Origin of the sequence: Parabacteroides sp. AF19-14 (assembly GCF_003635485.1) — a bacterium.
GTDB classification, from domain to species: Bacteria; Bacteroidota; Bacteroidia; order Bacteroidales; family Tannerellaceae; genus Parabacteroides; species Parabacteroides distasonis.
In genome coordinates, this window is record NZ_QTMJ01000013.1 from 30776 (window position 1) to 48340 (window position 17565).

14 protein-coding genes are annotated in these 17565 nt (G+C 48.3%); 5 read left to right on the forward strand and 9 right to left on the reverse strand.

The window, feature by feature from the left end; all coding sequences use genetic code 11:
- Positions 1-4 precede the first annotated feature (4 nt).
- Complete coding sequence (locus tag DWX33_RS13695; protein WP_048927255.1) at positions 5-688, reverse strand: SGNH/GDSL hydrolase family protein; 684 nt, start codon at positions 686-688, stop codon at positions 5-7.
- A 132-nt stretch (positions 689-820) separates the two neighbouring features.
- On the opposite strand from DWX33_RS13695, the gene DWX33_RS13700 reads away from it, so the two are divergent.
- Complete coding sequence (locus tag DWX33_RS13700; RefSeq protein ID WP_122144684.1) at positions 821-2005, forward strand: dicarboxylate/amino acid:cation symporter; 1185 nt, start codon at positions 821-823, stop codon at positions 2003-2005.
- Positions 2006-2080: 75 nt separating this feature from the next.
- Here the strand turns inward: DWX33_RS13700 and DWX33_RS13705 are convergent, their stop codons facing one another.
- Entirely contained in the window at positions 2081-2914 is an 834-nt protein-coding gene (locus DWX33_RS13705; protein ID WP_005857181.1) for a helix-turn-helix domain-containing protein, read from the reverse strand.
- 150 nt (positions 2915-3064) lie between these two features.
- On the opposite strand from DWX33_RS13705, the gene DWX33_RS13710 reads away from it, so the two are divergent.
- The 4 genes from DWX33_RS13710 (at position 3065) to cysK (ending at position 9893) form a co-directional block, all read left to right on the forward strand.
- Entirely contained in the window at positions 3065-4174 is a 1110-nt protein-coding gene (locus tag DWX33_RS13710) for an efflux RND transporter periplasmic adaptor subunit (protein ID WP_008772235.1), read from the forward strand.
- Between the two features lie 5 nt (positions 4175-4179).
- Complete coding sequence (locus DWX33_RS13715) at positions 4180-7383, forward strand: efflux RND transporter permease subunit (RefSeq protein WP_122380555.1); 3204 nt, start codon at positions 4180-4182, stop codon at positions 7381-7383.
- A gap of 28 nt (positions 7384-7411) precedes the next feature.
- Positions 7412-8776: an efflux transporter outer membrane subunit gene (locus DWX33_RS13720; protein WP_122380581.1), complete on the forward strand. Its 1365-nt coding sequence runs from the start codon at positions 7412-7414 to the stop codon at positions 8774-8776.
- Positions 8777-8945: 169 nt separating this feature from the next.
- A complete protein-coding gene (cysK, locus tag DWX33_RS13725) occupies positions 8946-9893 on the forward strand; it encodes a cysteine synthase A (RefSeq protein ID WP_005862606.1) in 948 nt (315 codons plus the stop codon).
- A 130-nt stretch (positions 9894-10023) separates the two neighbouring features.
- On the opposite strand, the gene hisB is transcribed toward cysK, so the two are convergent.
- The 7 genes from hisB to DWX33_RS13755 all read right to left on the reverse strand — a co-directional run bounded on the left by hisB (position 10024) and on the right by DWX33_RS13755 (position 17565).
- Positions 10024-11160, reverse strand: a complete 1137-nt coding sequence (gene hisB / locus DWX33_RS13730) for a bifunctional histidinol-phosphatase/imidazoleglycerol-phosphate dehydratase HisB (RefSeq protein ID WP_008772239.1) — start codon at positions 11158-11160, stop codon at positions 10024-10026.
- Entirely contained in the window at positions 11157-12194 is a 1038-nt protein-coding gene (gene hisC, locus DWX33_RS13735) for a histidinol-phosphate transaminase (RefSeq protein ID WP_122380556.1), read from the reverse strand. The genes hisB and hisC overlap by 4 nt, the downstream gene beginning before the upstream one ends.
- Entirely contained in the window at positions 12191-13471 is a 1281-nt protein-coding gene (gene hisD / locus DWX33_RS13740) for a histidinol dehydrogenase (RefSeq protein ID WP_122380557.1), read from the reverse strand. The genes hisC and hisD overlap by 4 nt, the downstream gene beginning before the upstream one ends.
- A 1-nt stretch (position 13472) precedes the next feature.
- Entirely contained in the window at positions 13473-14324 is an 852-nt protein-coding gene (gene hisG / locus DWX33_RS13745) for an ATP phosphoribosyltransferase (RefSeq protein ID WP_005857196.1), read from the reverse strand.
- A gap of 270 nt (positions 14325-14594) precedes the next feature.
- On the reverse strand, positions 14595-14729 hold the full coding sequence (locus DWX33_RS23090) for a hypothetical protein (RefSeq protein ID WP_255419335.1): 135 nt from the start codon (positions 14727-14729) through the stop codon (positions 14595-14597).
- Entirely contained in the window at positions 14719-14982 is a 264-nt protein-coding gene (locus DWX33_RS13750) for a hypothetical protein (protein ID WP_005862616.1), read from the reverse strand. The genes DWX33_RS23090 and DWX33_RS13750 overlap by 11 nt, the downstream gene beginning before the upstream one ends.
- 54 nt (positions 14983-15036) lie before the next feature.
- Positions 15037-17565, reverse strand: coding sequence for a M1 family aminopeptidase (locus tag DWX33_RS13755; protein ID WP_122380558.1), 2529 nt, complete (start codon positions 17563-17565; stop codon positions 15037-15039).

The following is a 17565-nucleotide window of genomic DNA, read 5'->3' on the forward strand; positions in this document are numbered from 1 at the left end:
CTGCTTACTTTACGGTTTTATGAATGGCCTCCAGCACGATCTTCTCCATGATCTTATAGCCTTCCAAGGTAGGATGCACACCATCTTTCGACAGGTTAGCGGGCAATCCGTTTCGCTCATCTTTCATGGCGGAATGATAATCCACGTACGTCAAGCCATTCTTATCCGCATACTCCTTGATCCACTTATTGAGCTGGATAACCTTATCGGCCGGCTTCATACCCGGTCTCCAAGGAAAATCGTATGCCGGCATCACGGAACAAAAAATCACCTTTATATTATTTACTTTCGCCAATTCCGCCATGGAGACCAAGTTACCATACACGTTCTCTAAAGCGATCACGCCGTTATTGTGGGCGATATCATTGATACCCGCCATGATTACCACTGCTTTCGGTTTCAAATTAATAACGTCTTGGCGAAAACGCACTAACATCTCCGAGGTTGTCTGTCCGCTGATCCCACGGTCTACGAAATTATTCTGGATAAAGAAGGTCGAATCCGCCGGCCACCATCCGTCTGTAATGGAGTTCCCCATAAATACCACGTTCGAAGGAACTTTCACGGTCTTGTTAGCCTCCGCGTAACGACCAAACTGAGCCCAATCCCCTTTCTCGGTCTGGGCAAATAACGTAGTGGTAGCCAATAAACAGCCCGCTACCAGTAAAGCTTGTCTCATGTTTTTCATATTACTTGATTATAAAATACAAACCAACGATCTTGTTTTCATCAAACAAAAGTAATCAAAATTGTCCACTCACCCATTCACACAAGAAAATATCTTATATTTGCTGTCATTGAAAAATAAAAACATCCGAATATGCTGAAAAAGATTCTTTCCAACACGATCGTACGGTTGATACTGGCCGTCTTGATCGGACTTCTGGTTGGGCTTGTCGTAAACGAGCCTGTGTTAAAAGCGGTCATGATCATAAAACAAATTACGGGACAGATTATTTTCTTCTTGGTTCCGTTGATCATTCTAGGATTCGTGGCACCATCCATCGCCCGCTTAAAAAGCAACGCATCCAAAGTCTTATTATTCGCTTTTAGTATCGCATACCTGTCATCGGTTGGCGCCGCTACCTTTGGCGCCGTTGTGGGTTACGAGTTAATACCGCATTTGCATATTCAAACCGCCTCGGAAGATCTAAAAGACATCCCTCCCATGTTGTTTAATCTAGAGATTCCGCCAGTGATGAGCGTTATGTCGGCATTGGTATTGGCCGTGATGCTGGGACTTTCTACCGCATGGGTTAAATCCGAGGAGATGGAGAGGTTGCTGGAAGTATTCCAGAACATGGTACTTAAATTGGTAGAACGGGTCTTGATGCCGGTCCTGCCGCTTTTCATCGCAGCGAATTTCTGCGTTCTTAGTTATGAGGGGGCGATTACGAAGCAGTTGCCTATCTTTTTATCCGTCCTGTTGATTGTCATCATTTGCCATTACATCTGGTTGACCTTACTGTATGTAGTCGCATCGATTTACTCCCGGAAAAATAGCTGGGGCGTATTGAAATACTACGGACCCGCTTATTTGACAGCCTTAGGCACCATGTCGTCCGCCGCCACCTTGGGCACGGCCTTGACCTGCGCCAAGAAAAGCAAGATTTTGCGAGAGGAAGTAATCGACGTGACTGTCCCCCTGTTCGCGAACATCCATCTATGCGGCTCTATCTTGACGGAAGTGTTTTTCGTATTGACCGTCTCACAAATATTATATGGAAGTATGCCGGACTTCACGACCATGCTCGTATTTATCATCTTGCTTGGTTTCTTCGCGATCGGCGCTCCCGGCGTACCGGGCGGTACGGTGCTCGCCTCATTGGGCTTGATCATCGCTATTCTAGGTTTCGACGAGGCAGGAACGGCATTATTGCTTACGATATTCGCTTTGCAAGACAGCTTCGGTACGGCTTGCAACGTGACGGGAGATGGTGCCCTTACCTTAATCACGGATACGTTCGATCAAGGGCAAACGGAAAAGGCTTCCACGGCTTTATAAGAACAAACTTCCATGGTGTCTTTTTGTAGATATGGTTGATTCTTTAAGAGTCAACCATATCTACAAAAAGACATATCACTTCCTTTTCATTCGATACTCTATGGGTGACTCCCCGGTATGCTTCTTGAAATACCGTCCCAGATAGGATTGGCTGGGAAAGTTCAAGTGGTTCGTTATCTCCTGCACGGTCATTTCCGTGGTACGCAACAACACCTTTGTCTCCAATATGATATGCCGGTCTATAATGGTCTTCGCCGACTCGCCCGCCACTTGCCGGGTGATAGTGGAGAGATAACGGGGAGAGATACAAAGCTCGTTCGCATAGAAAGAGACCTCTTTCTGGTCGAGATAATGGGCATGGATGCAATTGATGAACTTATGGAACAACTCCTCCCCACGGTTGCACCCATTTTGCTGGCGGCTCGAAAAGGAGTACCTTGTCTTATCATACATATTAAGGAAGAAGCATTGCAACTGGTTTTTCACGATCATATCACGGTACACGTTATTCCGATCCATGTAAATCAGCCAAAACAGCCGGATGATCACATTTATGGTCTCCTCCTGATCGGCGGGATGCGTATAGCAAGGGCTATCCTTTATGAAGCGGAAAAAGGGCGGATCCAGCCGGAATACGGCCTCGTCGAACAAGACCTTCGAAAAGGATATATATTGTACCTTGAAATCCTCGCTACTCGCATTCAACGTCAGGATCGTATCCGGTATCAATACGATCACCGTGTTGCGCCGGATATCCCATCGGCTCAAATCGACGGATATATTCGCCGTTCCTTTATAGCAAAATAAGATCATGCCATATCCGCTCTTGTAAGGACGATCCAATAACTCCCTCAAATCGGAATCGCCTATTATGAACGACTCTCCTCTCTCTATCTCAAATGGATTCATATGTCTACTATTTTGCCCGCGAATATAAGAGATCATTAGCATATAACGGATCATTCCATCTCAAAATGAACAATCATCGCCTCATTGTGGAAACAATGGTTCGCCGATAAGCGAGTAGCTTTGCATCCGAAAATATAGGTATTAGTTAAGATGAAAAAGCAAAATCGATTGATGAAGACTGCGATCGCCTTATGGTGTATCGTAGCTGTTGGGTGTAAACAAAGCCCTGTAATCCAACAAAGTTCAGGGTATGCGACAATGACCGTATTCACTTCGGAGAAAACTTTATCCAATAATTACTCGGCGAGTATACGAGGAAAACAGGACATCGATATTTATCCGCAAGTATCCGGCTTTATTACAAAGCTCTGCGTAACGGAAGGCGAGAGTGTAAAAAAAGGACAAGTCTTATTTATTATTGATCAAGTTCCTTATCAAGCGGCCTTAAACACCGCCATTGCGAACGTAGAGGCCGCTAAGGCATCTGTAGCGACAGCGCAACTGACCTACGACAGTAAACAAGAATTGTATAAAAACAAAGTAGTTTCCGAGTTCGACCTAAAGACCGCCTACAACACTCTACTCTCGGCAAAAGCCCAATTAGCCCAAGCGGAGGCACAAGAGATAAACGCCCGTAACAACCTTTCTTACACGGAAGTGAAAAGCCCCTCGAACGGCGTCATCGGAACCCTGCCTTATCGTGTAGGCGCATTAGTAAGCGCAAACCTGCCCAAACCGCTCACCACGGTATCGGACAATTCCGAGATGTATGTGTATTTCTCCATGACCGAGAATCAGCTATTGGCCTTGACCCGTCAATACGGCTCGAAAGACAAAGCCTTGGAGAATATGCCCGAGATAGAGCTTCAACTGAACGATAAATCGCTTTATCCCCAAACGGGAAAGATCGAGACGATCAGCGGCATTATCGATCAAAACACCGGAACAGTCAGCTTGCGTGCCGCATTCCCGAACGAGGAGCAATTATTGAATAGCGGGGGCTCCGGGAATGTGATCATTCCGGTTACATACGATAACTGCGTCGTAATTCCCCAAGCCGCCACGTTCGAGATCCAAGACCGGGTATTTGTCTTCAAGGTAGTGGACGGCAAGACGCAATCCGCCCCCGTAGAAGTGACCCGTGTGAACGGAGGACAAGAGTATATCGTAAACGCCGGATTGAATAGCGGCGACGTGATCGTAGCCGAAGGCGTAGGTTTATTGCGTGAAGGAACACCGATTGAAGTAAAACAAAATTAAGAACAATGAAAGTTAGCACATTTATAGAACGCCCCGTACTGTCCGCCGTAATTTCCATCACGATTATGGTTGCGGGTATCATCGGGCTTTTCACCTTGCCCGTAGAACAATATCCGGATATCGCCCCTCCTACCGTTATGGTCAGTACGACTTACTTCGGGGCGAATGCCGAGACCATGCAGAAGAGTGTCGTAGCCCCTTTGGAAGAGGCGATCAACGGCGTGGAAGATATGACCTACATGACCTCCACGGCTACCAACTCCGGTACCGCCACGATCACGATCTATTTCCAACAAGGAACCGATCCGGACATGGCCGCCGTAAACGTACAGAACCGTGTATCGAAAGCGACCGGGCAATTGCCGGCCGAGGTTACCCAAGTGGGTGTCACGACTTCCAAGCGCCAGACCAGTATGTTACAGATCTTCTCGCTCTATAGCCCGGACGGTTCTTATGACGAGAACTTCCTCAGTAATTACATCAGCATCAACCTAAAACCAGAGATACTCCGTATCTCCGGAGTCGGCGAGTTGATGGTTATGGGTGGCGATTACAGTATGCGTATCTGGATGAAGCCCGACGTTATGGCCCAATACAAATTGATCCCCTCGGACGTGACCTCCGTGTTGGCCGAGCAAAATATTGAGTCCGCCACGGGTTCTTTAGGCGAGAACTCGGACGAGACGTATCAGTACACCATGAAATATAGCGGTCGCCTACTTACTCCGGAGGAATTCGGCGAGATCGTGATCCGATCCACCGAGGATGGAGAGGTATTGAAGCTAAAAGAGATAGCGGACATTGAGTTAGGAAAGGAGAGTTATGCCTATATCGGACAAACAAACGGTAAGCCGGGTATCTCCTGTATGGTTTTCCAGACAGCCGGATCGAATGCCACGGAGGTGAATAATAAGATCGACGCTTTTCTTGAGGAAGCCTCGAAAGACTTCCCGAAAGGTATCGAGGTCGTAAAATTGATGAGTACGAATGATTTCTTGTACGCCTCGATCCATGAGGTTGTAAAAACCTTGATAGAGGCCATTATCCTCGTTATCCTTGTGGTATATGTCTTCTTGCAGGATATCCGTTCTACGCTGATTCCGTTGGTAGCGATCGTAGTTTCCTTGATCGGTACGTTCGCCTTTATGACGGTCGCCGGATTTAGCATCAACTTGATCACTTTATTCGCTTTGGTATTGGTGATCGGTACGGTGGTGGACGATGCGATCGTTGTCGTCGAGGCAGTCCAAGCTCGGTTCGACGTTGGATATAAGTCCTCTTATATGGCTAGTATGGACGCGATGAAAGGATTAACATCCGCCATCGTCTCTACTTCATTGGTATTTATGGGCGTGTTTATCCCGGTATCGTTCATGAGCGGTACATCCGGTACATTCTATACGCAGTTCGGTTTGACGATGGCAGCGGCCGTAGGTATCTCTACCGTTAACGCGTTAACGTTAAGCCCGGCGCTTTGCGCTATCTTATTGAAGCCTTACATCAACGAGGACGGCACCCAAAAGAATAACTTCGCCGCACGTTTCCGTAAGGCGTTCAACGCCGCATTCGATTCGGTCATCAAGAAATATAAGCACGGGGTGTTGTTCTTTATCAAGCGGAAATGGCTGGCTTGGTCTTTATTGGCATGCTCCATCGTATTACTTATCGTCTTGATGAACACGACAAAATCCAGCTTGGTGCCCGATGAGGATCAAGGTACGGTCTTTGTCAACGTAAGTACGGCCTCCGGAAGCTCCTTGGCTACGACTAACAAGATCATGACGAATATCGAGCAACGGATCAACCAGATTCCACAGCTTCAATCTTATTCCAAGGTTTCCGGTTATGGTTTGCTGGCCGGACAAGGTAGCTCTTTCGGTATGTTCATCTTGAAACTAAAACATTGGGATGAGCGCCCGGACAAGGAAGATAACGTACAAGCCGTGATCGGACAGGTATATGGCCGTACGGCAGATATCAAGGACGCTACGATTTTCGCCATCGCCCCGGCCATGATCCCCGGATATGGTATGGGTAACGCATTGGAAATGCATACGCAAGACAAGGCCGGTGGAGACTTAACGACCTTCTTTAACACGACCCAGCAATATCTCGCCGCCTTGCGTGAACGGCCCGAGATCGCTACGGCTTACTCTACCTTCGATATCAAGTACCCGCAATGGCGCGTGGATGTGGACGCGGCGAAATGCAAACGGGCCGGAATCACTCCGGATGCTGTTCTATCAACCCTTTCCGGTTATTACGGAGGGCAATATGTGTCGAATATCAACCGTTTCTCGAAGGTGTATAAGGTGATGATACAGTCCGATCCTAAATATCGTCTGGATGAGGCCTCCTTGAATAATACGTTCGTACGCATGTCGAACGGCGAGATGGCACCGCTTAGTCAGTTTATCACCTTGACCAAGGTATACGGTGCCGAATCTTTAGCCCGTTTCAATATGTATAATTCGATCGCCGTCAATGCCGTACCGGCCAATGGATATAGCTCCGGGGATGCTATCAAGGCGGTAAAAGAGACAGCGGTCACTTCGCTTCCGAAAGGATATGGCTACGACTTCGGTAGTATCACCCGTGAGGAGAACCAGCAGAGTAATACGACCATTATCATCTTCGGTATCTGTATCTTGATGATTTATTTGATCCTAAGTGCCTTGTACGAGAGTTTCCTTGTTCCTTTCGCCGTGATTCTTTCCGTACCGATGGGTTTGATGGGTAGTTTTTTGTTCGCTAAGTTCATGGGATTGGAGAATAACATTTATCTGCAAACCGGTTTGATCATGTTGATCGGATTGTTGGCGAAGACCGCCATCTTATTGACAGAGTACGCTACCCAACGCCGCCTGTCCGGTATGAGCCTGACTTCAGCCGCTCTTAGCGCGGCAAAGGTTCGTCTGCGCCCGATCTTGATGACCGCTCTTACGATGATATTCGGTTTGCTGCCATTGATCGTCTCCAACGGCGTAGGCGCTAATGGAAACCGCTCGTTGGGAACCGGTGCCGTTGGCGGTATGTTGATCGGTACATTGGCTTTGTTATTTATCGTGCCTTGCTTATTCATCACGTTCCAATACCTGCAAGAGAAACTACGCCCGATCCAATTCGAGCGTTCCCTTGACTGGCAGGTGCAAGAAGAGGTAAAAGAGGCCGCCGAAGAAAGAAAAGAATATTTAGATAGCAAGAAATAATCTATCCAGTTGTATATATATAATGTATATGAAAAATAACATCATACTCCTTGCCGTAGCGACGCTAGCGTTGAATAGCTGCGGCATTTACAAGAAATACGAGCCTGTCGCCACCCTCCCGGAGAATCTATATCGGGAGGAGATAGCCCCGGCAGATACCTTCTCCATCGGGAATATCAGTTGGCGGGACCTATTCACCGATCCGGCCTTGCAATCCTTGATCGAACGGGGATTAGCCAATAATACAGATCTGCGGATCGCCCATCTAAAGGTACAAGAAGCTGAGGCGGCGTTAATGACCTCCCGCCTCTCCTACCTCCCGTCGCTCTCCCTAGATCCACAGGGCACGACAAGTAGCTTTGATAAGGCGAAAGCGTCGTGGACATACAACGTCCCGGTATCGGCCAGTTGGGAGGTCGATATCTTCGGCCGGCTGACAAACGCCAAACGACAAGCGAAAGCCGCCTTGTCGCAAAGCCAAGCGTATAGCCAAGCCGTACAAACACAACTGATCGCCAATATCGCCAATTTATATTATACCTTATTGATGCTGGACCGGCAATACGAGATCACGACAGAAACCGCCGTGAAATGGCAAGAAAGCCTTCGTACCACCCAAGCATTAATGGCAGCCGGCATGACTACCGAGGCGGCCGTATCGCAAACCGAGGCTACTTGCTACTCCATCGAGACCTCTGTTAAGGATCTGGAACAGACCATCCGGGAGACCGAGAATACACTTGCCGTCTTATTGGGAGAGACACCTCAGGATATTGAGCGAGGAAGGTTGGAAGACCAATCCTTAACCCCGGATCTGGCTATCGGTATCCCGGTACAGATGCTCTCGAACCGTCCGGATGTACGTAGCGCCGAGTACGCATTGGCGCAAGCGTTCTACGGGACAGCCTCCGCACGCTCCAATTTTTATCCCTCGCTACGTCTTAGCGGCAGCGCGGGATGGACAAACAGCGCAGGTAGTTACATCGTAAATCCGGGTAAACTATTACTATCGGCGGTCGGCTCCCTCACGCAACCGCTATTTAACAAAGGAGCGAATATCGCCCAATTGAAAATAGCGAAAGCGCAGCAAGAAGAGGCCAAGCTCACTTTCCAACAAACCGTGCTCAACGCCGGAAAAGAGGTGAACGACGCACTTACCCAAGCCCAGACCGCAAAGGGAAAGATCGACTTGCGTACACACCAAATCGAATCGCTTGAAGATGCCGTCCGTAGCACCCAATTGCTGATGACGCATGGAAACACCACTTATCTGGAAGTGCTCACGGCACAGCAAACCCTGCTCAGCGCCCAGCTCTCCCAAGTAACGGATCGTTTTGACGAGCTTCAAGCCACCGTAAACCTCTACCAAGCCTTAGGAGGAGGCAGACATTAAAGATAGTCCTTTCAGACTTGTATATAATTATGATTGTAACCTCCTTTTGTGCGTGACGCATAGAAGGAGGTAAAAAAATACCCGGTTTATGGTATATGCCGTAAACAATCCATCCACTATCTTTGTCATATAAATAAAAGAATCCAGAAACAACAAAATTCATTTGTATATGGCAAGAATAGCAAGACAACTGACCGACCTTGTCGGCAACACTCCCCTGTTGGAGTTCTCTAATTTCAACGCGAGCAAGGGCCTTAAAGCCCAAGTAATCGGCAAGCTGGAATATTTCAACCCGGCTGGTAGCGTAAAAGACCGCATCGCCTTGGCGATGATCGAGGACGCCGAGGCTAAAGGCTTGTTGAAACCCGGCGCTACCATTATCGAACCGACCAGCGGTAATACCGGAGTCGGACTTGCTTTTGTCTCCGCCTCGAAAGGCTACAAATTAATCCTGACCATGCCGGATACCATGAGTGCCGAGCGTCGTAATTTATTGAAAGCGTTAGGTGCCCGGCTCGTCCTCACCCCCGGGGCGGAAGGCATGAAAGGAGCCATCGCCAAAGCGGAGGAACTGCGTGACGCGACTCCCGGTTCCATCATCCTACAACAATTCGAGAATCCCGCTAACCCGGCCGTACATATCCGTACGACCGCCGAAGAGATCTGGCGTGATACGGATGGTAAAGTCGATCTGTTTGTAGCCGGCGTAGGAACCGGAGGCACGGTCAGCGGTGTCGGTGCCGGATTGAAAGCTCACAACCCGAACGTACAAATCGTAGCGGTAGAGCCTAGCGATTCACCGGTACTTTCCGGAGGCAAGCCCGGCCCGCACAAGATACAGGGTATCGGAGCCGGCTTTATCCCCAAGACCTACAACGGGGAGGTAGTTGACAAGATCCTGCAAGTAACGAACGATGACGCTATCCGTACCAGCCGCGAACTGGCCGGGAAGGAAGGGTTGCTGGTAGGAATATCTTCCGGCGCCGCTGTATACGCCGCCGTGGAACTAGCTAAACTTCCGGAGAATGAGGGAAAAACGATCGTGGCGTTGCTTCCGGACACAGGAGAAAGGTATCTCTCCACGGTTCTATATGCTTTCGAGGAATATCCTCTATAGGCTTTTATCGGTTTATCTGATGTCATAGAATCTGAGTCGAAAACACTATAGTGTTTGTGGATAAACACAATAGTATTCAGACTAAAACACTACTGTATTCGTGCACAAATACAGTAGTGTTTTTTACAGATTACAAGAGCCCTTTCGTACTCGGTAGCTCAAACCGATAAATATCTCGTCGGATCGCCATCTTGATCGAGCGGGCCAAAGCCTTGAAGATACCTTCTATCTTATGATGCTCGTTCGTACCCTCGGCACGGATATTCAAATTCATGCGGGCAGCGTCGCTCAAGCTCTTGAAGAAATGGAGGAACATCTCCGTAGGCATATCCCCTACTTTCTCACGGTGGAACTCAGCGTCCCAAACCAACCAAGGACGGCCACCGAAATCCAGCGCCACGCTACACAAGCAATCGTCCATCGGAAGGCAATACCCATAACGCTCGATCCCTCGCTTATCACCCAGCGCTTTCAGCATGGCCTCGCCAAGGGCGATCGCCGTGTCCTCTATCGTATGATGCTCATCGACTTCCAAGTCGCCTTTTACCCGTACCGTCAGGTCCGTACCGGAATGCTTACCGATCTGGTCCAACATATGATCGAAGAAACCAAGCCCGGTAGAGATCGATGTCTTTCCGGTTCCATCCAGATTCCAGTCCACATAAATATCCGTCTCCTTCGTGGCACGCCGTACGACCGCACGACGCTCGCCAGCAAACAGATACTCGGTGATTTTATCCCAATCATCCGTGATATAGGCGGGAGACAATGAGGTAGCGTAAGCCGCCAACTCACTCTCCGCTCCCTCCTCCGGGCGCAACCAGATACCTTTAGCGCCCAGATTATGGGCCAACTCCATATCCGTAAGGCGATCCCCGATCACGAAACTATTCTCCAGATCGTATTCACCTGTCATATATTTCGTAAGCATTCCTGTACGAGGCTTACGATTCGGAGAATTATCCTCGGGAAAGGAAGGATCGATCAATATATCATCAAACACGATCCCCTCGCCTTCCAGTGTTTTTAGGATCAAGTTATGGGCAGGCCAGAAAGTCTCCTCCGGGAAAGAGGGCGTACCCAGCCCGTCTTGGTTGGAGACCATCACGAACTCGAAATCCAACCGCTCGCGAATGAAATAGAGGTTACGCATCACCTTCGGGACAAACTCTAGTTTCTCCAAGCTATCCAATTGATAATCTACGGGCGGCTCTTTTACAAGCGTGCCGTCTCGATCGATAAACAACGCTCTTTTCCTCGTGCTCATAATTTCATGTTTTTCATCGCGTTCAATAAGCTATCATTCTCTTTCGGCGTACCGATCGTAATACGAAGGCAACCCCGGCATTTCTGCACGTTGCTACGGTTACGCACTACGATCCCTTTCTTCACGAGCCCATTATACATGGCATCCGCCTTGCCGACATTCACCAACAAGAAATTAGCGTCCGAGGGATATACTTGATAGGAGAAAGGAGGCTCGGACAGGATCTTCTCCAACCGGTTACGCTCCGTGAGGATCTCGTTCACTTGGTGCTTCATGGTCGCCTCGTCGCTCAAGAGCTCCAAAGCTTTCTCCTGCGTAAGTTGGTTGACGTTATACGGATATTTGATCTTATTCAAGACACCGATAATCTCCGGAGAGGCGAATGCCATACCCAAACGAATACCTGCCGCTCCCCACGCTTTCGATAAGGTTTGAAGAACGATCAGATTCGGGAACCCGGATAATTCCTTCAAGAAAGAGGGATAAGCGGAGAAGTCGATATAAGCCTCATCGATCACCACGATTCCTTCATAATTCTTCAATATCTTATAGATCGAGCCACGATCCAGGCTGTTGCCACTGGGGTTATTCGGGGAACATAGGAAGATCACTTTAGTCCACTCGTCCGCCGATTCCAACACTCGGTCAGCGTCCAAGTCGAAATTCTCGTCCAAAGAGACCTTGCGGCATTCCACGTTATTTACATCCGCAGCCACCTCATACATACCATACGACGGCGAGATCGTCACCACACTATCCAACCCCGGCTCGCAAAAGGCACGGATCACCAGATCGATAGCCTCGTCGCTGCCATTGCCCAAGAAGATCGAGCTACGATCCACGCCTTTCAATACGGCCAGACGATCCTTCAATTTCCACTGCAAGGGATCGGGATAACGGTTATACGGCACATTCCACGGATTCTCATTCGCGTCCAGAAAAACGGAGGCATCCCCATGAAACTCATCACGTGCGGATGAATACGGTTTCAAATTCCAGACATTCGGTCTTACTAAATCTTTCAGGTCTTTCATATCGTGTTCAGTCTAATTGTTACTGCGTTGCGGTGAGCATCCAGATGCTCGTTGGCCGCCATGGTTTGGATCGTGCTACCCAAGGCACGGATACCATCGGAAGAGATCTCTTGGAAAGTGATCTTCTTGATGAAACTATCCAAGTTTACGCCGCTATATGCCTTGGCATAACCGTTGGTCGGCAAGGTATGATTCGTGCCGGAAGCATAATCGCCTGCGCTTTCCGGAGTATATGGACCCATAAAGACACTGCCGGCGTTCTCGATTCGCTCCGCGATAGCGGTGTAATCCGCTGTTTGGATAATCAAGTGCTCGGGAGCGTATTGGTTCGTGAAGTCCACGACTTCCCGCAAATCTTTCAATACGATGATACGGCTGTGCGCTAATGATTTCTCGGTAATCTCCTTTCGGGGCAAACGATCGAGTTGCTCTTGGATGGCACGGGCCACGGGTTCCACGATCATTTCCGAAGCGGTTACGAGGATCGCTTGGCTATCCACTCCATGCTCGGCCTGCGAGAGGAAATCGGCGGCGATAAAATCGGGATTCGCCGTCTCGTCCGCGATCACCTCTACCTCGGATGGTCCGGCGGGCATATCGATGGCGACTTCTTTTAGGCTTACTAATTGCTTCGCCGCCGTCACGTATTGATTACCGGGGCCAAAGATCTTATACACCTTGGGGACCGATTCCGTCCCATAGGCCATCGCCGCTATCGCTTGGATTCCTCCAGCCTTGAATATCTTACTTACACCCGCGACCTCCGCGGCGAACAGGATAGCGGGATGTACTTTCCCTTCCCGGTTCGGTGGCGTACATAATACGATCTCCTTGCATCCGGCGATACGTGCGGGCACTGCCAACATCAATACCGTGGAAAACAAAGGCGCCGTTCCGCCCGGAATATATAAACCGACTTTCTCGATCGCTACCGCTTTCTGCCAACAAGTGACTCCCGGGGTAGTCTCCACTTTCTTTCCTTCGAAACGCTGTGAGGCATGGAACTTCTCGATATTCGCCTTTGCCGTACGAATCGCCTGTTTCAAGTCCTCAGCGACCAAGGCATCCGCTTCCCGCATCTCCTCTTCCGAGACTTGAAGGGAAGAAAGGAGCACTTTATCAAACTTTTCCTCATACGCTTTTACGGCAGTGTCACCCTGCTCGCGTACCTCGTCCAATACCGTACGGACCGTATCGAACAAGGTGGTTACATCTAATGCGGGACGTTTGATTAGTGAGCTCCATTCCTCACGTCCGGGATATTTTATAATCTCCATATTATACAATCATTTTCTCGATCGGAAGCACTAAGATACCTTCAGCCCCCAATGATTTTAGTTTACCAATAATTTCCCAGAAATGCTTCTCGGCGATCACGGATTGAACAGAGACCCATTCATCGTTTGCCAAAGGCGTTATGGTCGGGCTCTTCATACCGGGAAGCACCTCGATAATCTCATCCAGCTTTTCTTTCGGAGCGTTCAGCAACACGTACTTCTTGCCCTCGGCGACTTGAATCGCCTCGAAGCGGAATAGAAGCTCATCCAATATCTCCAGTTTCTCTTTGGATAGATTATTGTTAGCGATCAATAAAGCCTCACAAGGAAGGACTACCTCCACTTCTCTCAATTGATTGCTTACCAAAGTGCTACCGGAGCTTACGATATCAAAGATAGCGTCCGCCAAACCAATGCCCGGGGCGATTTCCACAGAGCCGCTGATTACATGAATATCCGCCTTCACGCCTCTCTCCTCTAAGAAAGACCGTAGGATCACGGGATAGGAAGTAGCGATCGTTTTTCCCTCAAACCACTCAGCCCCCTTATATTCCTCATCTTTTGGGATCGCTAAGGACAGACGGCACTTACTAAAGCCCAGACGCTTGATCAATTTCGCCTCTTGCCCTTTCTCCACGTACTCGTTCTCTCCGACAATACCAATATCCGCCACACCGTTAGCCACAGACTGAGGAATATCATCATCACGAAGGAATAATACCTCTACCGGAAAACCTTTTGCCGATAATAACAGAATGCGTTTGCCCCTGTTTAGTTTAATACCCGCTTCTTCAAGCAACATCATGGTCTCGTCGTACAGACGGCCCTTCGATTGTACCGCAATTCTCAACATAACTATATCTTATTTTTATATTATAAATATCAACAAAAAAGGCTTACCGCAAAACGGCAAGCCTTTATCTTTTTATCATGAGTACATACATACCATTCAGCCCACCGAACTATCGCCCGCTGTAATGATGATGGTGATGTAATGTAGTCGTTATTTTCATTTCTTTTGTTATTTACGTCGCAAAGTTACAATAATAATTGAAAGAACAAATATTTCTGACAAAATATTATCACAATATCTATATTACTTCAATCCGTTCTTACGGAGCAACTATTCTATCTCTTTCAAGCTTATAGATTCACGTTCTGCTTTGTTTTCATAATCATCAATGAAAGAGGCATAATGCTTCCGCAAACGTTTCGCTTCCTTCTTAAAGGAGGCTAAGACTTCTATTCTATATTCCATCTCTCATTTCTTTTAAGAAATCTCTCGCTGATTGTTTCCTCCCGGCAATCATGTCTTTCAGCCCGGCATCAATCCCTGCCAAGATTTCTTCCTTGCTAATATATTCCGTTTCTTCCTCTTCGGCTTTTGTCCTAATTTTATTGTTCAGCTTTTTCAGATAGTTCTTCACACGGTTGAGCGTGTCTTTATCATCGATGCTTAACAATTCTTCGACCAAATCCATCTTTAGGCATTTTAGTTCCATTGCCGTCATACAAATACTCCTTTCTTATTAATTCGTTCTCAAGGACAAAGATAATGATTTACTTTAATACAAATGACTCGCTTGCTGCTTAATCTTATTGGAAAGCATCAAGGGGAAGTCCGGATGCGCGGTAAAAAACGCATCAACTTCTTCCCGAGCTTCCTTCGATGTATGGGCGGAAAGCAAGGAGCGAACCCAAGCGGTGGGGAAAAAGATATCGCCAGTCCGCTGTACTTCCGACATCGCTTCCAAGGCCAGACGGATATAAGCGACCGACTCTTGTTCTCGTAGGCGATGGTTCAAATTAGCGAGAGCGGAAGAGGCCCATGGCTCCACCCTACGATTCCCGGCGATCAACAAGGAAGCGAAGACACTGTCACGTTCCGCCTTGCGGGGCGATACAGATGGGGAGATAAATTGATACTCCTTCTTCCGGTCCGGATTCTGTATGCGGGACAATTGCGTGGCGATAATCTTATCCGCTTTTTCCGGCAAATGCATCGCCAGCATATAGGATAAGCCAATATAATCACTCTCGCTCAACGTACAATCTTTCGGAGCTTTCCGTTCCTGCCATAACGTATACAGACGTTGTACCGCCTCCTCTGAATCCGCTATCGAACGATACAAACGAAACGCCTGCAAGCGATGTTGGGATACGGGATTCGTTGTCACGATCTTCCACAAGACCTGTTCCAACGGACGAGAATCCGACGGGAATATCCGCTGGCAATCTCCTAAATAGCTTAAAGCCATCGAGAACAATAAAGAATTAGACTCATTCGGTAAATACGCTAACATCTCTTCACGGAACCCTTGCGGAGAAATCGTTTTCCAACGAAGATTCTCATAAAGGGTAATCAGCAAAGATCCCTTCAACACCTCATCTTCCGATGAGCGAAGCACAGACCATAGACCGGAAGACTCCCCCTCTGTTATTTTAAAGAAGCCATAACCACGCCCATTTATATTCGGAAGAATGACACAATTTCCATTCGGAAGAAAACTTAATTTCATTCGGAAGGAATCAGAGTTTCCTTCGAGAGAAACCGGGATTTCTTCCGAATCCGTTCCACAGATCACCCGATAGGTTAATTCTTGCGGCCATTTTAAACCCCGGCCCAACGGATCACGCTGCTCTACGACCAACTCGCCGTCCTTAACCGAAGCCGTAATCTCCGGCATACCCTTCTGATTCACCCACACCTCACTCCAAGCGGCCAGATCCTCTTCCGTATATTTATTCAAGATACGGATCAAGCCCTCCCACGTAGCGTTCCCATAAGCATAAGTAGTCAAGTACTCACGGATTCCCTGCTGGAAAGCGTCTTCTCCCAGAACACGTACCAACATCTCCATAATCACAGGAGATTTATCATAGATGATATTTCCATATACCAAACCGGCGTTCCGCAAATTATCCAAATCTTGCTTGATCGGATTCGCGCCAGACGTACGGTCTTCCGAATAAGACGCGGGAATATAATCCCGAATAAAATTCAACCGGTGATTCACGTCCGGATATAAAGGTTCTACGATACGGGAAGCGAAATAATTAGCGAAAACCTCTTTAGTCCATACATCATCAAACCATTTCATCGTTACATAATCGCCAAACCACATATGAGAGGTTTCATGCGCGATCAAGGCACTCCGGCTCAATCGCTCATTTAAGGTAGGATGCTCATCCAGAAACATCCGGCGATCCGTATATAAGGTAGCACCCGTATGTTCCATACCTCCATATTGGAAACCGGGTAAGATAATCACGTCATATTTAGCGAAAGGATAAGGAATACCAGTAAAGTCTTCCTGCCATTCCAACGCGTCGAACACCTCATCGGCAATGGCTGGGCATTGAGCGATTTTCTTCGGATCTGTCTCCCGATGATAAATAGAGATATCCCGTCCGTTCCGGGAATAAACCTCCCGAGTCAGTTCACCGGCCACGAATGAGAACAGGTAGGTACTAAGCGGTTCCGTCTCCTTGAAAGAAATACGATTCCGACCGGAGACGCCCGTACTATCCGTTTGCGTGATAGCGCCATTCGCCACGGCCTGCCAAGTGGAAGGAACTTCCAAGGTCAAGGTAAAAAGCGACTTCATATCCGGCTGGTCAAAACAAGGGAATACCGTACGTGCCCGGTCCGGAACCAATAACGTATACAGGAACTCATCCCGCCGGTTCAAGGATTGATCCGCCGGAGTAAAAGCGATCGCTACCCGGTTCTCTCCCACCGCTACCCAATCTGAGGCTATCACGATATGCTCATCTTTCACCTCGTAGGGAATATCGCCTCCGTTCAAGGTTACGGATGTCACTTGCTCCTGTTCTCCGCGGAAATCAATAATAAGCGGCTGCTTCTCGTCTAATCGCAACGATAGCTCCACCTTTCCCCGGATCGCCTCGCCACGAGATTCCGGGATCGAGAAGAAAAGATTATAACGGACATCGGAGAAATGCTCCTTCCGGAATCGCGCCAGCTCAAGGCTCACACCGGGCCGGGACAAACCGGCCTCATCTTGTTTAACAGAGCTACAAGCAACCAGACCGGACAGTACGCAAGCTCCGATAAATACCTTTAGGTTCAT